The sequence below is a fragment of the Flavobacterium frigoris PS1 genome (genome assembly GCF_000252125.1).
GTDB classification, from domain to species: Bacteria; Bacteroidota; Bacteroidia; order Flavobacteriales; family Flavobacteriaceae; genus Flavobacterium; species Flavobacterium frigoris_A.
Window position 1 is genome coordinate 251,122 of record NZ_AHKF01000020.1, and the last position, 15,327, is coordinate 266,448.

Below are 15,327 nucleotides of genomic sequence, written 5' to 3' on the forward strand. Positions count from 1 at the left end.
AAGTTAAAAAAAGAGGAGCCTAATAGCTCCTCTTTTTTTATGTAATATTTTGTCCTTCCAGCATTACGGTATCAATTAAATTACTACCAAAGGCGTAGGGCAATTGATAGTAGGAGGGAATTGACTTTGTAATAATTAGATTCGCTTTTTTTCCTATGGTTATACTTCCATGTGTATCTGAAAGTCCCATAGCGTAGGCACCATTTATTGTAGCTGCGTTTATCGCTTCCTCAGGAGTCATTTTCATTTTGATACAAGCAGTGGCTACAACAAAATTCATATTTCCAGATGGAGTTGACCCAGGATTGTAATCAGTTGCTAGGGCAATCGGAAGACCGGCAGCGATCATTTCTCGTGCTGGTGTATATGGAATACTTAGAAAATAGGAGCAAGAAGGCAAAGCAACCGGCATGGTGTCCGTGTTTTTTAAGGCAATAATGTCTTCTGTTTTCATGACTTCAAGATGGTCCACAGAAAGGGCATTATATTTTATGGCTGCTTGGACCCCTCCAATTGAATTGAATTGATTCACATGAATTTTTGGCTTTAAGCCAAAACGAATTCCTGCTTCCATAATTTGCTCCGTCTCGGCAACTGTGAAATAACCTGTTTCGCAAAAAACATCAATATAGTCAGCGAGTTGGTTCTTTGCAATTTCGGGAAGCATTTCATCAATTATTAAATCAATATAGCCTTTTCTGTTTTCTTTGTATTCTAATGGAATAGCATGCGCTCCCAGAAAAGTAGCTTTTATGGTTATGGGATACTGCTTAGATAATTGTTTGATAACTCTAAGTATTTTTAGTTCCCCATTTAATGATAGTCCATAACCGGACTTAATTTCTAACGCTCCAGTTCCCAATCGTATTACATCTTCCAATCGCTCTTTTGACTGTAGGTAGATTTCTTCTTCTGATGACTCATTCAGTTTTTTAGCTGAATTTAGTATACCTCCGCCACGGTTGGCTATTTCTTCATAGGTAAGACCGTTGATTCGATCTACAAATTCCTGTTCGCGATTTCCTGCATACACAATATGCGTATGGCTGTCACACCAAGTGGGTAATACAATTTTTCCAGTAGCATCAATAATGGTATCTGCTTTTAGTATGGGCAAGTTTTCCATAGACCCAAAATCAGCAATCAAATTGCCTTTGATTAGTAAGTAGGCATTTTTGATAGTTGGAAGGATAGCCATTTCAGCACCAGAAACTTTCGAAACTGAAGTTTCTCGAACTTGAAGCAATTCTTTGATATTGGTAATTAGTGTTGTCATTTTATTTTTCGTTATTCTGAAACTGTAATTTCAAAAAGTTTGTCCCAGTTTTTTCCGGTTACAAAAATGGTTTTAGTTTTTGGGTTGTAAGCGATACCGTTTAAATAATCATCAGGAGTAGCCTTGATTAGTTTTCTTAAACCTGACATGTCTAGAATTCCCTCGACAGCTCCATTTATAGGGTTTACTACTGCAATGGCATCTTTTTGCCAAACATTAGTATAGATTTTTCCGTTAATCCACTCTAATTCATTGATAGCTTTGATTTTTGAGCTACCAGAATAAACGTTAATATAATCAATCATTTTTTGGCTTTCTGGGTCCATTTTCCAAATCTTCTCGGTTTTATCCGTTTGATAAATATATTTCCCGTCATTTGTCATTCCCCAACCTTCGATATCTTTATCGTAGGCAAATGTTTTTTCTAGTTTTAATGTTTTAGCATTGTAAATAAAACCAGTTTTTTCCTGCCAAGTCAATTGGTATAATTTGTCGTTAACGAATGTAATTCCTTCACCAAAGTATTTTGCATCTAGATCTACTTGTTTATATACTTTTCCAGTTTTATAATCGTACTTTCTGAAATAGGATTTACCATTAAGTCCGGTACTTTCATATAAAGTGTCTTTGTAAAACTCTAAACCTTCAGTAAATGAGGTAGTGTCGTGAGGGTAAGTGTTTACAATTTTATACTGTAATAGTTTTGGCTGTACATTTGAAACTAATTCTACTCTTGCAGTCGCCTCAGAGTTTTCTCCTTCATAATATACCAATGCTTTTAGGTTTTGGTAGCCTAATTTTTGGTCTTTCAATTCAAAAGTAAGTTGATCTACGTCTTTTCTTGAAGCTATCTTTTTATCATTGATATAGTATATGATGCTGTCGACTTTCTTTGATTCTGGATTCAAAATAGCTAAGTCAAGTGTGTCTTGAGGTTTGTATTTAGCAGCAAATTCCGAAGTATTGAAATTAAATATGGTATTTTCTCCTTTTTTTTTATCGCCACAATTAGAAAGAGTGATTCCTAATAAAATGATAGATAGTAAGTTATATTTTTTCATCGTTTAAATTTTGTATAGACCAATATACAATGTTATTTTAAGAGCACAAAGCGCTTGCAAAAATATAAAAAGATTGTATATTTGCAGCGGCAAGTCCTACACGACCAGCTCCTGCAGACTCCCCCAGGATGGGAACATAGCAAGGGTACGTGGTTGAGCGGTGCGATGTAGGTCGCTTGCCATTTTTTTTAATCTGTTCGTTAAGGCGAGTCAGATTTTTTTTATGCCAATTTTGAAATGTTTTCAAAATAAAAATAATAACGGTCTTCCTTATGGAGGATTTTTTTATTTTTGGTCTCTACTAAAATGCAGCTAAACAACAAGCAATATGAGTAAAGTGGTTTTAATTACAGGAGGTTCCTCCGGAATAGGGAAGTCTATTGGGGAGTTTTTACATAATAAAGGTTTTGTTGTTTATGGAACTAGTAGGAATCCAGAACGAATTCTTAACTCTGTTTTTCCATTAGTTAGTTTAGATGTTAGGGATATTGCTTCAATTCAGACGGCTGTTGCTAAAATTATTGCCATATCTGGAAGGCTAGATGTTGTAATTAATAATGCAGGAGTTGGGATTACTGGACCTTTGGAAGAAATTCCAACTGAGGAAATTAAGAATAATTTTGAGATTAACTTATTCGGTCCTATTGAAGTCATGAAAGCGGCTTTGCCACAAATGCGGTCACAAAAATCAGGTTTGATTATCAATATTACTTCTATAGCTGGTTATATGGGATTGCCTTATCGAGGTGTTTACTCTGCGTCAAAAGGTGCGCTGGAGTTAATCACAGAAGCAATGCGAATGGAGGTGAAATCATTTGGAGTCCATATTACTAACGTAGCGCCTGGTGATTTTGCAACGAATATTGCTGCGGGTCGCTATCATTCTCCAGTAGTTGAAGGCTCAGCGTATGAAGTTCCTTACGGTAATACCTTAAAAACAATGGATGAACATGTGGACAATGGCAGTAATCCGAACGAAATGGCCGAAGCGGTTTATAAGGTGATACAAGCTAAAGAGCCCAATGTACATTACAAAGTGGGGGTTTTTATGCAGAAGTTTTCTATTGTACTGAAACGGATACTTCCTGATAAAGTATATGAAAAAATGCTAATGAATCATTATAAGTTGTAGTTTTGCACCGAATTTGCGTGACTGATTGCGCCATGGGACTTTGTTTTTTATTGAAATTCGATGAATTACATCTGAAGTAAAAATCCTTTTATTATCCTTGGCCAATAAAAGATTGTATCGGAAAACCCGATCCGATCCCGATAGCTATCGGGATTAAAGAGGGTCACGCTCAAAAAAAGAACACACAATTTAATATATAAATATTATGAAATTTTTTATTGACACGGCTAATTTAGCTCAAATTAAGGAAGCACAAGCATTAGGAGTTTTGGACGGAGTAACGACTAACCCATCATTGATGGCGAAAGAAGGAATTACTGGAAAAAACAACATTATGAAGCATTATGTTGACATTTGTAATCTTGTTGACGGTGATGTAAGTGCTGAAGTGAATGCGCTTGATTATGATGGAATGGTTAAAGAAGGTGAAGAATTAGCTGATTTACATGAGCAAATCGTTGTTAAATTGCCAATGACTAAAGAAGGTGTTATGGCTGCTAAATATTTCTCTGATAAAGGAATTAAAACGAATGTAACATTAGTATTCTCTGCAGGTCAAGCTTTATTAGCTGCAAAAGCGGGTGCTACTTACGTTTCTCCATTTATCGGTCGTTTAGACGATATTTCTACAGATGGATTAGCATTAATCGAAGAGATTAGATTGATTTATGACAACTACGGTTATGAAACTCAAATTCTTGCTGCTTCTGTTCGTCACACAATGCATATTGTAAACTGTGCTAAAATTGGTGCTGATGTTATGACTGGGCCACTTTCTGCTATTTACGGATTGTTGAAACACCCACTAACTGATAGTGGATTAGCTCAGTTTGTTGCTGATTTCGAAAAAGGAAACAAGTAAGGAGTAATATTTGGGTGATTCATTTTTAGTGATCACCTATTGAAATAGAAAAGTCCCATTCGCCGCGGCGAATGGGACTTTTTTGTATTTATGATTTGGAGAAAATTATTTTCGTACAAACGGTGGTAATAGTTTGGAAGAAACTTCTCCAAAACCTATTCTTACCTGCCCGTTTTTACAAAAACCTTTCATGATTACCGTGTCATTATCGTTGATGAATTTACGCTCTGTGCCGTCTATTAATGTAATTGGGTTTTTTCCTCCCCAAGTTAGTTCTAACATAGAACCATAGCTATCAGGTGTAGGTCCTGAAATTGTCCCTGAACCCATCATATCGCCTGAATTTACACGACAACCGTTTGATGTATGGTGAGTCAATTGCTGGCTCATAGTCCAATACATGTATTTGAAGTTGGTTTTGCTTATAACTGTAGGTTCTACATTCTCTGGCTGTATAGCAACTTCTAAATTGATGTCAAATGAATGTTTTCCTTTTTGTTGTAAATAGGGTAACGGACTAGGGTCTTGTTTAGGACTTAGAACTCTAAACGGCTCCAAAGCATCCATAGTCACAATCCAAGGCGATATAGACGTAGCAAAGTTTTTTGCCAAGAACGGCCCTAGTGGCACATATTCCCATTTTTGAATGTCGCGCGCGCTCCAATCATTCAATAATACCATTCCGAAGATATATTCTTCTACTTCGTTAATTGGGATCATTTCCCCCATTACATTAGCATCAGTGGTAATAAAAGCCGTTTCCAGTTCGAAGTCAATTAAACGTGACGGACCAAATACAGGTGTAGTTTCACCAGCAGGCAATGTTTGTCCTATAGGTCTGTGAATAGGAATTCCTGATGGAACAATAGTAGAACTTCTTCCGTGATATCCTACAGGTATGTGAAGCCAGTTTGGTAATAATGCATTATCTGGGTCTCTGAACATTTTTCCTACATTTGTAGCGTGTTCTTTGCTTGAATAAAAGTCAGTATAGTCACCTATCAATACGGGTAACTGCATTTCGACATCATCGATCTCGAAAATAACAATATCACGATGCTTTAAATTATCTCTTAATTTTGAATTGGTCTCGTCAAAAATTTCGGCAATTCGGTTTCTGACTAATCTCCATGTTTTTTGTCCATCGGAAATGAAGTCATTAAGAGTGTCTTGCATGAACATATCATCAGTCAATTCAATACCTGCAAAGTAATTCATTTGCTGCAAAGCCCCTAAATCAATAGCAGAATTACCAATTCTAGTTCCTACAGTTACTATGTTTTCTTTAGTTAAGAAGACGCCGAAGGGAATGTTTTGAATAGGGAAATCACTGTTTTCTGGTACTTCTAACCATGATTTTCTGTTTGTATCGTTTGCTAATATTGGCATAATATGTTAATTATTTTGTTGAAAATTATACTTCAAATATATTATAATCTAACAGTTTCACAAACGTTTTTTCGTATTTTTGCTTCAAATTAACTAAAATCAAAGAAATGCAACGCGACAAACAAATTTTTGACCTTATTCTAGAAGAACAAGAAAGACAAATACACGGATTAGAACTTATTGCCTCAGAGAACTTTGTCAGTGACGAAGTGATGGAAGCGGCTGGCTCTGTCTTAACAAATAAATATGCAGAAGGATACCCTGGAAAAAGGTATTATGGTGGTTGCGAAGTAGTAGATGTTGTAGAACAAATTGCTATTGATAGAGCAAAGGAATTGTTTGGTGCTGTTTATGCAAATGTACAGCCGCATTCAGGTTCGCAAGCTAATACTGCCGTATATCATGCTTGTTTGAAACCGGGAGATAAAATTCTAGGTTTTGACTTGTCTCATGGAGGACATTTAACTCATGGTTCACCAGTAAATTTTTCAGGACGTATATACACTCCAGTATTTTACGGAGTTGATAAAGAAACAGGACGTTTAGATTATGATAAAATTCAAGAAATTGCTACAAAAGAGCAACCAAAATTAATTATTGCAGGAGCTTCGGCTTATTCTCGTGATATGGATTTTGAGCGTTTTAGAGTGATTGCTGATAGTGTAGGTGCAATTTTATTTGCTGATATTTCTCATCCTGCAGGTTTAATTGCTAAAGGATTACTTAATGATCCAATTCCACATTGTCATATTGTATCGACTACAACTCACAAAACATTGCGCGGACCTAGAGGTGGATTAATTTTGATGGGGAAAGATTTTGAAAACCCAATGGGATTAACTACGCCAAAAGGGGAGATTAGAATGATGTCATCTTTACTTGATTTAGCTGTTTTTCCTGGAAACCAAGGAGGACCTTTAATGCATATCATTGCTGCAAAAGCAGTTGCTTTTGGTGAAGCTTTGAAAGATGAGTTCTTTACTTATGCTATGCAATTACAAAAAAACGCTAACGCTATGGCAGAAGCTTTTGTAAAAAGAGACTACCATATCATCTCTGGAGGAACTGATAATCACATGATGTTGATTGATTTAAGAAACAAAGGAATATCTGGTAAAGAGGCAGAAAATGCTTTAGTTAAAGCTGAAATTACCGTTAATAAAAATATGGTTCCATTTGATGACAAATCACCATTTGTAACTTCTGGAATTCGTGTTGGAACTCCAGCTATCACCACACGTGGATTAGTTGAAGAGGATATGGAAACGATCGTTGCTTTGATTGATAAGGTTATCATGAACCACACAAACGAAGATATTATCGAAGAAGTAGCTAATGAAGTGAATGAAATGATGAGCGAAAGAGCAATCTTCGTTTTCTAAGAAAGTTTAATAGTTTAAAGGTTTAAAGTTTAAGGTTTTGTAATCTGCAAAATATTAAATTTTAAACCTTTTTTAGTTTTTGCCAAAACCCTAAACTTTTAAACAATTTTAAACCTTAAACTAAAAAAAATGTCTGTATTACGATTAAAGTTGCCAACCGACCCAAGATGGGTAAATATTGTCGAAAAGAACATCGAGGAAATTCTAACGGATCACGCTTGGTGCGAACAAAAAGCGGCAACAAATGCGATTACGATAATTACCAATAATTCAGAGCATCAAGACTTAGTGCAAGATCTATTAGCTTTAGCTAAAGAGGAAATTGATCATTTTGAACAGGTACACAATATCATAATCAAAAGGGGATTGAAGTTAGGGCGCGAGCGCAAAGACGATTATGTAAACGAATTGTATTTGTACATGAAGAAAAATGGTACTGGAAGTAGAGTTTCTAGTTTAGTGGAAAGACTGCTTTTCTCGGCCATGATTGAAGCCAGAAGTTGTGAACGTTTTAAAGTCCTTTCGGAAAATATTCAAGATGAAGAGCTGTCTATATTCTATCGAGATTTGATGGAAAGTGAAGCGGGACATTACACTACTTTTATCACTTATGCTAGAAAATACGGGACTGGAATAGATGTAGAGAAGCGCTGGAGAGAATGGATCGAATATGAAGCTTCTATTATTGCTAATTATGGCAAAAACGAGACAATTCATGGCTAGATTTACTTTTTAAGTCTTTTTTTATTTGAGTTCGAATAGATTTAAAATCAATTATTTGTAATCTTAAAACTATAAATTTAGATTTGTTTTTCGCTTAAAGAGCATTTTTTTTTCTCCAATTATTATTTTTGATATATATTTATCTCTTGAATGTTAAATAAATATAACTTGTAACATAAATGAAACTATATATAAAGTATGATGGAATCGTTGCATGCAGGGTAATTTTGCAGGAACAGTTAGAACGATTAGATATAAAACACAAGCTTCTAGATCTTGGAGAAATTGAAATTAGTGATAGCGTTTCGGATGAAAGTTTTGCTGAACTTCAGACGGAGTTAAATAGATATTCTATTTTCATTGTTGATAATGAAAAGAGTCAGCTGATACAGAAAATAAAAGACACTATTGTAGAAATGATTTATCAGAATGATAAATTGCCTACAATTACCATTTCTCAATATCTAGCAGAGAAATTGAATTTTAGTTATGGGTATTTGACTAATATTTTTTCTGAACACACCTACTCGTCAATTGAAAATTTTATTATTATCCAAAAAATTGAAAGGGCCAAAAAATTAATTATTGAAGATCAATTGACCTTAACTGAGGTTTCGTATAAATTGAACTATAGTAGTGTGGCTTATTTATCAAGTCAGTTTAAAAAAGTTACAGGATTGACTCCCTCTGCTTTCAAAAGAATCGTAGATAAAAGAAGAAATTTATCAAATTTAAAAAAATAAAATAAATACCCCAAATAGTATGATTTCACATAAAGATTCAATGCGTATTTTGATTGCAGATGACGATGAGGATGATCGCACATTTTTTAGTGATGCAATGATGGAGCTTAAAATGAATAATAAGTTAACCTTATTTAATGATGGTAAAGAATTGATGGATTATTTAGCAAATCCGGATGTTATTTTACCGCATTTACTTTTTTTGGATTTAAATATGCCTCGTAAATCGGGCTTTGAATGTTTAAAAGAAATTAGGGCCGATCTAAGATTTAAAGATGTTTCAATTGCTATTTACTCTACATCATCATCTGAAAAAGATATAGAAGAAACTTTTATTGAAGGGGCAAATATTTATATAAATAAACCTAATGACTTCACTGAACTTAAGAAAGTAGTCAAAGAAGTGTTAAATATCAATTGGCAATTCCACTCATCTGGTTTAAATAAAGAGACATTTTTCTTTAGTATTTAAAAAAAGCAAAGAGTATGAAGCTAGCAAAATTCTATAAAAATTCTCAAGTCTTCAAAATAGCTTTAAGTATTGCTATAGCGGTAGTATGCTATATAGCATCCGTTTTTTACACTCAAATGCGCAACTTGGACTCTTCGGTTAATTTAATTGCTAATGCGACCGAGACGCAACTCGAATTAGAAAAAGTATTGTCCATTATCAGTATTTATGAGACAAACCTTAGGAGTTATATTATCACGAAAGATGAATCCTATTTAGAAAACAGATTTTTGAGAAGGGGTGAAATAGAAACCAATCTTAAACGAATTAATGTATTAGTAGCTAATAATCCAGCTCGGGTTAAGGATGTTAAACGACTTAATGAACTTATTGATTATCGATTTACACTTTTTAGAGAAACGCTACTTCTAGCAAAAAGTAAAAGTCCAAACATCGAAGCGCTAAAAGCAAAGCTTCAGCAAAGTAATAATTTTACGGAGTTGATGAAAAACTATGTTTATAAAACGATAAATGCTGAGGGTGACAAGGTCAAAATTCACAATGATAACCATCAATTTGAGTTACAAGACTCCATAATAAGTGCCTTTTTGCTAGTTATTCTTTCATTATTGATCTTGTTGTTGTCTTTTAATAAAATGAATGTTGACATCAATGAACTTAAGAGAGCTAATGATGAATTGCAATTCCTAAATCATTCTTTCAATAATGCGGAGAAAATTGCCGGTTTTGGTCATTGGAAAATTAATTTAGAAACGAATACTTATTCTTTTTCAGATAATTTCTTCCGCCTTTTGGGAATGGAACCACAATCATTCGTACCTAGCTTAGAGAATATTTCAAAATACTTGCATCCTGATGATATTGACTATGTCACACAAATGCACTTAGAGTCTTTACAGAGTTATAAACCGACTTCATTAATGTACCGTTTTGTATTACCAAATGGGGATTTACGGTATGTTATGTCTGCTGGTAGTTTTACCAGAAATGGTAAAGGACAAATGGTTAAAACGGGTGTGAACTATGATATGACTGAGCAACATAAGCGAACCATTGAATTAGAAGAAAATAACAAGGAATTGATAAGTATTAATGAAGAATTAGAATCTTTTAATAATATCGTTAGTCATGACTTGCAAGAGCCACTTCGAAAAATTCAAATGTTTATTTCAAGAATTGAGTCTACAGAGATGGATTCTATTTCGGAGAAAGGGAGGTTATATTTTAATAAAATAAGAATCTCGGCAAATAGAATGCAAACCTTACTCATTGATTTGGTAAATTATTCCAGAACGATTAAAGGAGATAAGGTTTTTGAGGATACCAATTTGACAGAATTAGTTCATCATATAATTGAGGATTTATCCTCTGATATTGACGACAAAAAGGCCAAGATAGATTTAGGTAATTTACCCACTGTTAAAGTTATTTCTTTTCAAATGGAACAACTTTTTATTAATTTGATTTCTAATTCACTTAAATATAGTCAAGAGGATATAGCGCCTGAAATATCAATATTTTCTAAAAAAATTGATCAAAATGAGGTTTTTGATAATGAAATTATTACTGATGAAGACTATTATAAAATAGTGGTAAAGGATAATGGAATTGGATTTAAACAAGAGTATGCCGAAAAGGTATTTGTTTTATTTCAGCGTTTAGAAACAGGTGCTAAGTATTCAGGAACTGGCCTTGGTTTAGCCATTTGTAAGCGAATTGTAGACAACCACAATGGGTTTATAAAAGTGGTTTCGGAACCCAATATAGGTTCTACTTTTTCTATTTTTTTACCTAAAAAAGCTTAGTTTTTGATTTTAGACCATTTTAAGACAATAGTTAATGTTCTTAATTTAGGTTTTAAGTAAGAATAAACGGAAGAGCAAAGTTCATTCTAATTAGTAATTCATTTCTTCTAAAAATATAATATGATAACTGTTTCCATAGCCAGTGCTAACGACTACAAAATAATTCAAGAAATTGCTTATCAAACTTGGCCGGAGACCTATGGTGCAATCTTATCCAAAGAACAATTGGAGTTTATGCTGGATGCTTTTTATTCAGTATCTGCTTTAAACGATAATGTGGTTTCTAAAGGGCATCATTTTTTGCTGGCAAAGGAAGACGATGTCGTTTTGGGCTTTGCCTCTTATGAGCACAATTATCAAAGAAATAACAGAACGCGTATCCACAAAATATATGTTTTGCCTAAAACGCAAGGAAAAGGGATCGGGAACACGCTTATTAGTCATATAGAGAAATTGGGTATAGAAAATAAATCTACTGCACTTTCACTAAATGTAAATAGGTTCAATAGTGCCTACACTTTTTACCAAAAAAAAGGTTTTGTAGTCATTGAGGAAGTAAATATCGAAATAGGGCACGGCTATTTGATGGAGGATTACGTGATGGAAAAGCAGTTGTAGTTTAGCGATCCATAAACATATTTACTCAGCCATTTTATAAAAAAAAAGTATCCTTCTTTTACGAATAATACTAGATTCGACTTTTAAATTTATTAAAAGTTATTTTGTTAACTACCTGTTTTAAAGAAAAAAGCAGTAAATTTAAGTGTTTGTTTATCAGTTGTTTTCTTAAAACTACCAAGATGAAATTTCTAAACTTTTTTTTATTTTCCATTTTACTTTTGACGCTTTCTTGTTCTAAAAACGGAGATGGTATAAAACCTACTGAGGGCAGTATAACAGAAAGTGTATACGCTTCAGGGGTCATAAAAGCAGATGATCAGTACACCGTTTTTTCTACAGTAAATGGTGTTTTGCAAAAGATAAACGTTATTGCAGGGCAGCCCATCATTCAAGGGCAGCTGCTGTTTAATATTGAAAGTGAAAAGGCTGCATTAAACACTGAAAATGCACGCTTGACCTATCAATTGAGCCAGGAAAACAGTCGCTACGTCAAAGATAAAATTGCCGAAATGGAATTAAAGGTCCAATCGGCGAAAGACAGAATGATTTTAGACGAGTCTATATTTAGCCGAAATAAAAAGATAAGAGCTCTTGAAGGTATTTCTGAAATTGATTTTGAAGGAATCGAATTAGCTTATAAAAGTTCTAAACTGACTTATGAAAGTAGTAAAAAGCAATTGGCACAACTCCGAGCACAATTGGAAAACGATCAAAGTCGCAATAGCGTCAATCTTAAATTAAGTCAAAAATCCCAAAGCGATTACAGTGTGAAAAGTGCTTTTACTGGTCAACTGTTTGATGTTTTAGTAAAAGAAGGGAGCTTGGTAACTACTCAGACGCCACTAGCTATTATAGGGAAATCAAACACATTTGTTTTAGAACTGGAAGTCGATGAAAATGATATGGTGCGTGTGGCTCTTGGTCAAAAAGTACTCGTAACTATGGATAGCTATAAAGACGAAGTCTATGAAGCCATTGTGGATAAAATCTATCCAATAATGGACGAGCGCTCACGGACCTTTAAGATTGAGGCTCATTTTGTAAAACTACCTAAAAAACTCTATCCTAATCTCACCGCAGAAGCCAATATTGTTATTAGGACAAAGGAAAATGCGATCACGATTCCTAAAACGTATTTAATCGATAATGAATATGTTTTAGTTAATAAAAATGAGCGGAGGAAGGTTAAAATAGGTTTAGCTGATTACCAAAAAGTGGAGATTATAGAAGGCTTAAAAGAAGGAGAAACCATTTATCGACCCCAATAATGAACTTTAAACTTATTTTAAATGTTGCATTCCATTTGCTGAAAGCGCGGTTAAAACAGACCGTCGTTGCTGCGGTGGGGGTAACTTTTGGGATAGCTATGTTTATTGCTTTGGTGAGTTTCATGAATGGTTTAAATGAATTATTAGACGGTTTGATGCTCAATAGAACACCGCACGTCCGTTTGTATAACGAGGTAAAACCTTCTGAAAATCAGCCGCTGGATTTATCTGAGGAATATAAAAACAATGCGAACTTTATTAATTCGATTAAGCCGAAAGACAGAGGCAAATCGATATACAATGGTAAAGCAATAATCAAAGTTCTTAAAGAGGACCCCCGCGTGATAGACGTTGCGCCCAAAGTGACTTCATCTGTTTTGTTCAATTCTGGCACTATCGAAATTTCGGGTTTTGTGAATGGAATTGATATAATTGGAGAGGATAAGCTATTTAAGATTAGTGATTATATTAAGCAGGGAAAAGTCACTGATTTGACTCAAAATAACAGCATTATTATAGGAAAGGGGCTAGCTGATAAGATGCTGCTTACGGTGGGAGATATTATAAAGGTATCGACTTCCAACGGGAATTTAGCTTCTTTAAAAATTGTAGGGTTTTCTGAGATAGGAATTGCGGAAATTGACAATGTGATGAGTTACACCTCCTTGGCAACAGCCCAAAAAATAGTGGGACAACCTAAAAATTATATTACAGATATTCAGCTGAATTTGTACGATAAGGAAACTGCGTCAGCAGTGGCTAAAGAGTTTCATAAAGTATTCAATTTAGATGCTATGGACTATCAAACGGCAAATGCGCAATTTGAAACGGGTAGCACAATTAGGAGTATCATATCCTATTCAGTAGGAATTGTGTTGCTGATTGTAGCCGGATTTGGGATTTATAATATCTTGAACATGATGATCTATGAAAAAATGGATAGTATCGCGATCCTAAAAGCTACTGGCTTTTCAGGGAATGATGTAAAATGGATCTTTATTTCACTGTCAGTAATTATAGGATTTACTGGTGGGGTTTTCGGACTGCTGTTTGGGTATATATTTTCTGTTATTATTGACAACGTACCTTTTGAAACCACTTCTTTGCCTACAGTTAAAACATATCCTATTGATTACAACGTCATTTATTATGTCATTGGGATAAGTTTTGCCCTTTGTACAACTATTATTGCAGGTCTTTTTCCAGCTTTGAAAGCGAGTAAAATAGATCCTGTTGAAATCATTAGAGGGAAATAGCTATGGATAATAATAAAGTAATAGAAACCATTGGGCTAACGAAATATTTTTATGATCCAGTTAAATTTCAGGTGATTAAAGAAGTCGACTTAAGCATTGATCATGGTGAATTCGTTTCGATTATAGGCAGGTCCGGCTCCGGGAAATCAACTTTACTGTATTTGCTTTCTACCATGGATACGGATTATGAAGGACAACTGTATATTCATAACGAACTTGTAACGGGGAAGATGGACGCACAATTAGCGAAGATACGAAGCGAGAAGATTGGTTTTGTATTTCAGTTCCATTACTTATTAACGGAATATAATGTGCTTAAAAACGTGATGCTTCCTGGTCTAAAGTTAGGGAAATATTCCAACGATGAATTAGAACATCGAGCTATCGGACATTTAAAAACCTTGGGTATGGACAGGCATGCTCTTAAAATGACAAATCAGTTGAGTGGCGGGGAGAAGCAGCGCGTGGCGATAGCTAGAGCACTAATCAATGATCCTTTGATAATCATGGGAGATGAACCTACAGGAAACTTGGACCGGAAAAATGGTGATCTAGTGTTTGATATTTTTAAGAAATTGACTGAAGATTTCAAGCAAACCATACTAATTGTAACTCATGATACTGATTTTGCGGATAAAACGGATAGAATAATTACAATGGAAGATGGTAGAATTCTTTCATAAGACCACTTAATTGACAATAATGTCGTGTTTTGCCAATAAGCCTTTTAAACCTGCCATAGAAAACTGTGCCTTTTTGAGTTTTGTTTTCGTTGGGTCAATTGTATAATTATAACTGCTTCTAAAATCGGCTTTATTCGCAATTGCTTTTTCAAATTCAGCGCGGTACAAATCACAATTATCAAAAATAGCTTCCGTCAAGTCCGTACTCATAAAATCAACAGCTACAAGGCTACTATCCATAAATGTGGTACCTTTTAGCTTTAAGGTGTAAAATTTGGAGAAATCCAAATTGCATTCTTTAAAATGGATTTCAAAAATAAGTTTATCGCACATGGAAAAATTGATTTCCATCATTTTACAGTTATTAAAAAATACAGTTCTTAAAGCGACATGATTTATTTTTGAAGTATTGAAATCACAATCGTTAAAGGTACAATCAATGAAGATTACCGCAATAAAATTGCATTGGGAGAAATCACAGCTGTTAAAAACGCAGGATTCAAATTCCTTGAAATTGACTTCCTCTATACCGTAAGTGATGTCATTGTATTGTATGTCAAGGAAATATTCAGGCATTGTATGTGTGGGGATTGCTTTTGTATAAAAAGATTTCTAAGATGGCAAAATTATTATTTAATTGTGTAAAGCACACTA

15 protein-coding genes and 1 other RNA gene are annotated in these 15,327 nt (G+C 34.3%); 12 read left to right on the plus strand and 4 right to left on the minus strand.

Translation table 11 applies throughout. The features are described from left to right. Positions 1-37: 37 nt before the first annotated feature. Entirely contained in the window at positions 38-1,276 is a 1,239-nt protein-coding gene (gene hutI / locus HJ01_RS13605; RefSeq protein WP_007139041.1) for an imidazolonepropionase, read from the minus strand. Between the two features lie 11 nt (positions 1,277-1,287). Next, positions 1,288-2,337 carry a glutaminyl-peptide cyclotransferase gene (locus tag HJ01_RS13610; protein ID WP_007139042.1) on the minus strand — a complete coding sequence of 350 codons (1,050 nt, stop codon included), beginning with the start codon at positions 2,335-2,337 and terminating at the stop codon, positions 1,288-1,290. 87 nt (positions 2,338-2,424) lie between these two features. On the opposite strand from HJ01_RS13610, the gene ffs reads away from it, so the two are divergent. From ffs to fsa, 3 genes are all read left to right on the plus strand, one after another. After that, positions 2,425-2,522, plus strand: an RNA gene (gene ffs, locus HJ01_RS17370) — signal recognition particle sRNA small type. Between the two features lie 143 nt (positions 2,523-2,665). Then, positions 2,666-3,469, plus strand: coding sequence for an SDR family oxidoreductase (locus tag HJ01_RS13620; protein ID WP_007139043.1), 804 nt, complete (start codon positions 2,666-2,668; stop codon positions 3,467-3,469). Between the two features lie 205 nt (positions 3,470-3,674). Continuing rightward, positions 3,675-4,331, plus strand: coding sequence for a fructose-6-phosphate aldolase (gene fsa, locus HJ01_RS13625; protein ID WP_007139044.1), 657 nt, complete (start codon positions 3,675-3,677; stop codon positions 4,329-4,331). Between the two features lie 105 nt (positions 4,332-4,436). Here fsa and fahA read toward each other — a convergent pair whose 3' ends face one another. Continuing rightward, positions 4,437-5,720 carry a fumarylacetoacetase gene (fahA, locus tag HJ01_RS13630; protein ID WP_007139045.1) on the minus strand — a complete coding sequence of 428 codons (1,284 nt, stop codon included), beginning with the start codon at positions 5,718-5,720 and terminating at the stop codon, positions 4,437-4,439. A gap of 107 nt (positions 5,721-5,827) precedes the next feature. Between fahA and glyA the strand changes: the two genes are divergently transcribed. The 9 genes from glyA (at position 5,828) to HJ01_RS13675 (ending at position 14,673) form a co-directional block, all read left to right on the plus strand. After that, the gene (glyA, locus tag HJ01_RS13635) at positions 5,828-7,102 is read left to right on the plus strand and encodes a serine hydroxymethyltransferase (RefSeq protein WP_007139046.1); all 1,275 of its coding nucleotides are present in this window, start codon (positions 5,828-5,830) and stop codon (positions 7,100-7,102) included. A gap of 129 nt (positions 7,103-7,231) precedes the next feature. Next, positions 7,232-7,825 carry a tRNA-(ms[2]io[6]A)-hydroxylase gene (locus HJ01_RS13640; protein ID WP_007139047.1) on the plus strand — a complete coding sequence of 198 codons (594 nt, stop codon included), beginning with the start codon at positions 7,232-7,234 and terminating at the stop codon, positions 7,823-7,825. Positions 7,826-8,004: 179 nt separating this feature from the next. After that, the gene (locus HJ01_RS13645) at positions 8,005-8,568 is read left to right on the plus strand and encodes a helix-turn-helix domain-containing protein (RefSeq protein WP_007139048.1); all 564 of its coding nucleotides are present in this window, start codon (positions 8,005-8,007) and stop codon (positions 8,566-8,568) included. A gap of 19 nt (positions 8,569-8,587) precedes the next feature. Beyond that, positions 8,588-9,040, plus strand: coding sequence for a response regulator (locus HJ01_RS13650; protein WP_100208576.1), 453 nt, complete (start codon positions 8,588-8,590; stop codon positions 9,038-9,040). Positions 9,041-9,054: 14 nt separating this feature from the next. Next, positions 9,055-10,845 carry a sensor histidine kinase gene (locus HJ01_RS17190; protein ID WP_050855235.1) on the plus strand — a complete coding sequence of 597 codons (1,791 nt, stop codon included), beginning with the start codon at positions 9,055-9,057 and terminating at the stop codon, positions 10,843-10,845. A 120-nt stretch (positions 10,846-10,965) separates the two neighbouring features. After that, positions 10,966-11,463 carry a GNAT family N-acetyltransferase gene (locus HJ01_RS13660; RefSeq protein WP_007139051.1) on the plus strand — a complete coding sequence of 166 codons (498 nt, stop codon included), beginning with the start codon at positions 10,966-10,968 and terminating at the stop codon, positions 11,461-11,463. Between the two features lie 182 nt (positions 11,464-11,645). After that, positions 11,646-12,734 (plus strand): efflux RND transporter periplasmic adaptor subunit, encoded by a 1,089-nt coding sequence (locus HJ01_RS13665; protein ID WP_007139052.1) that lies wholly within the window; start codon positions 11,646-11,648, stop codon positions 12,732-12,734. After that, positions 12,734-13,990: an ABC transporter permease gene (locus tag HJ01_RS13670; protein ID WP_007139053.1), complete on the plus strand. Its 1,257-nt coding sequence runs from the start codon at positions 12,734-12,736 to the stop codon at positions 13,988-13,990. Before HJ01_RS13665 ends, HJ01_RS13670 begins: the two co-directional genes overlap by 1 nt. Positions 13,991-13,992: 2 nt before the next feature. After that, on the plus strand, positions 13,993-14,673 hold the full coding sequence (locus tag HJ01_RS13675; RefSeq protein WP_007139054.1) for an ABC transporter ATP-binding protein: 681 nt from the start codon (positions 13,993-13,995) through the stop codon (positions 14,671-14,673). Between the two features lie 6 nt (positions 14,674-14,679). Here the strand turns inward: HJ01_RS13675 and HJ01_RS13680 are convergent, their stop codons facing one another. Continuing rightward, a complete protein-coding gene (locus HJ01_RS13680) occupies positions 14,680-15,249 on the minus strand; it encodes a pentapeptide repeat-containing protein (protein WP_007139055.1) in 570 nt (189 codons plus the stop codon). Positions 15,250-15,327 lie beyond the last annotated feature (78 nt).

Coding starts and splice junctions, on each gene's coding strand:
- hutI (WP_007139041.1), bottom strand. CDS start 1,276: ATGACAACACTAATTACCAATATCAAAGAATTGCTTCAAGTTCGAGAA.
- HJ01_RS13610 (WP_007139042.1), bottom strand. CDS start 2,337: ATGAAAAAATATAACTTACTATCTATCATTTTATTAGGAATCACTCTT.
- HJ01_RS13620 (WP_007139043.1), top strand. CDS start 2,666: ATGAGTAAAGTGGTTTTAATTACAGGAGGTTCCTCCGGAATAGGGAAG.
- fsa (WP_007139044.1), top strand. CDS start 3,675: ATGAAATTTTTTATTGACACGGCTAATTTAGCTCAAATTAAGGAAGCA.
- fahA (WP_007139045.1), bottom strand. CDS start 5,720: ATGCCAATATTAGCAAACGATACAAACAGAAAATCATGGTTAGAAGTA.
- glyA (WP_007139046.1), top strand. CDS start 5,828: ATGCAACGCGACAAACAAATTTTTGACCTTATTCTAGAAGAACAAGAA.
- HJ01_RS13640 (WP_007139047.1), top strand. CDS start 7,232: ATGTCTGTATTACGATTAAAGTTGCCAACCGACCCAAGATGGGTAAAT.
- HJ01_RS13645 (WP_007139048.1), top strand. CDS start 8,005: ATGAAACTATATATAAAGTATGATGGAATCGTTGCATGCAGGGTAATT.
- HJ01_RS13650 (WP_100208576.1), top strand. CDS start 8,588: ATGATTTCACATAAAGATTCAATGCGTATTTTGATTGCAGATGACGAT.
- HJ01_RS17190 (WP_050855235.1), top strand. CDS start 9,055: ATGAAGCTAGCAAAATTCTATAAAAATTCTCAAGTCTTCAAAATAGCT.
- HJ01_RS13660 (WP_007139051.1), top strand. CDS start 10,966: ATGATAACTGTTTCCATAGCCAGTGCTAACGACTACAAAATAATTCAA.
- HJ01_RS13665 (WP_007139052.1), top strand. CDS start 11,646: ATGAAATTTCTAAACTTTTTTTTATTTTCCATTTTACTTTTGACGCTT.
- HJ01_RS13670 (WP_007139053.1), top strand. CDS start 12,734: ATGAACTTTAAACTTATTTTAAATGTTGCATTCCATTTGCTGAAAGCG.
- HJ01_RS13675 (WP_007139054.1), top strand. CDS start 13,993: ATGGATAATAATAAAGTAATAGAAACCATTGGGCTAACGAAATATTTT.
- HJ01_RS13680 (WP_007139055.1), bottom strand. CDS start 15,249: ATGCCTGAATATTTCCTTGACATACAATACAATGACATCACTTACGGT.